The organism is Rhodococcus sp. EPR-157, assembly GCF_001647195.1.
Classification (GTDB): Bacteria; Actinomycetota; Actinomycetes; order Mycobacteriales; family Mycobacteriaceae; genus Rhodococcoides.
In genome coordinates, this window is the sequence record NZ_LVCV01000001.1 from 1 (window position 1) to 4,482 (window position 4,482).

At 65.5% G+C, this 4,482-nt stretch carries 2 protein-coding genes; one reads left to right on the plus strand and one right to left on the minus strand.

The features are described from left to right. Positions 1–73: 73 nt before the first annotated feature. Complete coding sequence (locus A2J03_RS00005; protein ID WP_231912295.1) at positions 74–502, minus strand: hypothetical protein; 429 nt, start codon at positions 500–502, stop codon at positions 74–76. A gap of 352 nt (positions 503–854) precedes the next feature. Between A2J03_RS00005 and mobF the strand changes: the two genes are divergently transcribed. Next, positions 855–4,482 (plus strand): MobF family relaxase (gene mobF, locus A2J03_RS00010; protein ID WP_231912296.1); only part of this gene is annotated, 3,628 nt, incomplete at its 3' end.

Sequence of the window (4,482 nt, forward strand, 5' to 3'; positions counted from 1 at the left end):
TCCGACGATCAAGCACATGGCAACAAGTGCGATGACGATTGTTCACCTCCTACTTGCTAGCTTCGCTCGTTTGTCAGGCATTGCTGCGCCCGCCCGCTTCATCGGCCTGGGCGAACTCATCAATCGATGGCTCTGCAGTCGCACTCGATGCGGAATCGCTATGGCCCCTGTAGCTCTCCTCCGTACTAGCTGGGCCGTAAACGCCATCCTCTGCAGCCGCACCGATATCGGGGCTTGCGGTCGCACGTGACGCCATTGTCGATTTGACCAACCGCGTCGCTTCGGGCACTGAAAGATCCACCAAGGCCGCGATGCTGGCGTATGTTTCACCGCGTTTCTTGAGCTCGGCCAGTGCTCTTGCGCGTCTCTCATACGCCTCATCGAGTTTGGTTTCCGCGTCCCGCCGCAACCGCTCGATCCTCGCAGTCACATCGTCGTTGATTTTTTGTTCGTCGCGGGTCGCATCGAAATACGAAATCAAATCCTGCTCCTGATCCTTCATGCGCAACTGTGCGTCCGACAATCGCTGCGCATTCGCCCGCCGAGCCCGTTCCCGAGCGCTGACCGGTCCACCGTTTAAGGGAGTCATGCGGGACAGGCTACCGCCGACATGCCGGTCGAAGAAAGCGTGTCACGTGCCCAGACGCGCCTTGATTCAACTGTCCTGCTACAGCTTTCGTCCCTCAAGGTCCATATACGTTCTGATTCGTCCGAAATCCAGATACTATCGACTTCAGATTTCCTGTAACCGTCTGCGAAATAACAAAGTAAACGCCACACACCTCTTGCACTATTAGTGTCCATGGGCGGAATCTGCGTACTATCGCGACTGTGCCGCGCGATTCAGAAACAGAATGCGAGCGAGATCGGCCCGTGAGATCTCGTCGCACACGGGCTCGCGGGCGGCGATGCCCGCGATGATGACCGTTCACGCGCTGCACGCGGGCGACGGCTACACCTACCTCACCCGCGAAGTCGCCAGCGCAGACATTCGCCTCGAACGCGGCCAAGACCTCACCGACTACTACGCCGCCGAAGGCACCGAACCGGGCACTTGGGGAGGGCGAGCCGCGGCCGAACTCGGCGTATCCGGGTACGTCCGCGAGGACCAGATGAAAGCCCTGTTCGGCGAGGGCCTGCACCCCGAAGCCCAGGCGCTGATCGAGGCCGCCATCCTCGACGGTACGACGGCGAACGCGGCTATCGAGAGCGTGCGGCTGGGCCGCAAGTTCGCGAGCTTCCGCAACGAGGTGCCACTGATGAAGCGCATCCGCGCCGAGATCGACAAGGAGCGCGCCGCCGGCGGAAAGTCGCTCACCGCCGAGCAGTGCCAGCAAATCCGTTACCGCGTCGGAGCCGACGAGTTCCACCGCGAAGTCGGTCGATCACCGGCCAGCGAAGCCGAGCTCGTCCGCTACATCGCCTCGCAGCAGCGCCGCGAACGCCAACCCGTCGCCGGCTACGACTGCGTGTTCACTCCACAGAAATCTGTGTCGGTTCTCTGGGGCCTAGGCGACGACGACATCCGTGTCGCGGTCGAGCGTGCACACAGCGCCGCGGTGAGCGATGCCATCGGCTGGGTCGAGGACAACGCCTCCTACACCCGCGTCGGCAAAGCCGGTGTCGGACAGATCCAATCGACCGGCCTGATGTACACCCGGTTCGATCACCGCGACAACCGCAACGGTGACCCGAACCTGCACACCCACGTCGCGATCTCCACCAAAGTGCAAGGCATCGACGGCAAATGGCGCAGCCTCGACGGCCGCGTGCTGCACAAGCTCGCCGTCGCCGCATCCGAGCGCTACAACACCCTCATCGAGGAGTACGTCACCCGCGAACTCGGCACCGTGTTCGCCGACCGACCCGGCACCGGAATCAACAAACGCGCCGTCCGCGAAATCGAGGGCATCCCCACCGCACTGCTCAGCGAGTTCTCCCGCCGCGACGCCATCGAGTCACGCCTGGAAAAGCTCGTGTCGGACTACCGCAAGACCCACGGCAAAGACCCCTCGACCGCAATGCAGATGCGCCTCGCCGACCAAGCGACCCTGGAGACCCGCAAAGAGAAAGCACCACCGAAATCGCTCGGTGCCCAACGCGCGGAATGGCGCGAACGTGCACTCGACGGCGTCGGCCGACGGGCCCTGAACTCCGCCTTGAAGACGAGCACCGGGAACACGATCACCGTCACCGATGCCGCCTCGATCGACCACCGCGAGATCGCCCGCACCGCTGTCGCACGTATCGCACAGCGACGCTCGAGCTGGAATCGCTGGCACATCCAAGCCGAAGTCCAACGACAACTGCGGCCGCTGGTGTTCGCGACCGCGGCCGAGCGTGACGCGGTCGCCGAGAAGGTCACCGAAGCCGCCCTCGGCGCGGAGTCCATCCGGTTGACTCACCAGGTCGACGCGACACCGAAGGCGCTGCAGCGCAGTGACGGGGCGTCGATTCTGACCGTGCACGGCAACGAGACCTACACCAGCGCAGCGATCCTCGCCGCCGAACACCGCCTCGTCGGTGCCGCCCACACCCCGACCGCAGTGATGGCACCTGCCCACGCCTACGCCGCCGCCCTCGCCGCGCACACCCAACGAAAAGGGTGGGACCTCGGCGCGGACAAGAAGGAACTTGTCGAGCATTTCCTGTTCTCCGGTGCGCTCCTGGCTGCCGGTGTCGGTCCGGCCGGCACCGGCAAGACCACCGCCATGCGGGTGGTCGTTGATGCCTGGCGCAGCACCGGATACGACGTGATCGCCCTCGGGCCGTCCGCGAAAGCCGCCGGCGTCCTCGGCGAGGAACTCGGTGTCACCGGCCGCACCATCGCCGACGTCCTCACCCGCTACGAGAACGAACTCGACACCGGCATCAGCCCGGGGTCGATGATCCTCGTCGACGAAGCAGGCATGGCCTCGACACACGATCTGGACCGGTTGACCTACATCGCCGCCGAGCACGGCGCAGTGGTCCGACTGCTCGGTGACCCTCAGCAGCTCGCCGCCGTCGATACGGGCGGTGCACTGCGGCTGGTCGCCCGGTCGAGCGCGGCACCGGAACTGGTCGACGTTCATCGCTTCCGCGACAAGGAAGAGGCCAAGATCTCGCTGCGACTGCGTGACGGTGATACCTCCGTCGCCGCCTGGTACGCCGCGAAAGACCGCGTGCAGCACGGCATGGCCGACGACCTCGCCGAGAAGGTCTTCACCGCCTGGGCGAAGACCTCGGACACCGACACGACGTCGCTGATGATCGCCAGCAGCAACCACGCCGTCCGAGACCTCAACGACCGGGCCCGCACCGAACGACTCGCCAAGGGACTGGTCAAGAAGGGCGGCAACGACCTGTCCGACGGACTGCGCGCCAGCGCAGGGGACCGCATCGTCACCCGCCGCAACGACACCAGCCTGCGAGTCACCGGCACACGTGGGGAACGAGTCCGCAACGGCGACCTGTGGACGGTCAAGACCGCACACCGCGACGGATCGCTGACCGTGCGCCACCTCGAACACGGCGGACGCATCCGCCTGCCGGCCGACTACGTCAAAGAGCACTGCGAGCTCGGCTACGCCGCCACCATCCACCGCTCCCAAGGCATGACCGTCGACCAGGTCCACGTCCTCGTCGACGACACCATGAACCGGCAAGCCCTCTACGTCGCACTCACACGCGGCCGCGACGGAAACCAGCTCTACGTGCCCATCGACCGGATCGTCGACCCGCACCTGATCCACGTGCACCCGGACAAGAAGATCGCCGACGAAGTCGTGCGGACCATCATCGGCCGCGACGGCTCGGACGTCTCGGCGACCGAACAGCAACGCGACGCCGCCGTCGCGCACCGCAAGCTCGACTACAACGTGGGCGGATACGAGTACGCGGGCGAACTCATCGACGCGCACCGCATCGAAGCGATTGTCCGCGAGAACATGGGCCCGGAGTTTGCGAACACGATGATCGCCGAAGCCGAATGGGACACCTTCGTCCACCAGTACCGCCGCGCCGAGCAGCTCGGCCTCGACGCCGCCCCCACCCTCGCCGCCGCACGCTCGGAGCGCGAACTCGCCAGCGCAGACTCCGTCTCCGCCGTGATGCACTGGCGACTCGAAAAGCACATCGAGAACGGTGCGGACGAGATGCGCGTGTGGGCGCAAAGCATCGAACCGACGCTGCGCACCCAGTTCGGTGAGCACGCCGACACGATCCTCGGCGACGACGGGGCGTGGCCCGACCTCGCCGCCCACCTACGCAATGCCGAACGCGCCGGCAAAGACCCCCACGCCGCGATCGTGGAACTGCGCCGCGGTGTCACCGACCCCGACCCGAGTGCAGCGGATCTACTCGACGACGCCGAACGCCGCTGGCCCCTCGGCCGAGAAGCACGCGACCACAGTGCCCCGAGTTGGGTCCTGCCGCCGATGCAGGACCGTGAGGGAATCGACCCCGAACTCGTCGCCTGGAGCTGCCGCCGATACACCGAGA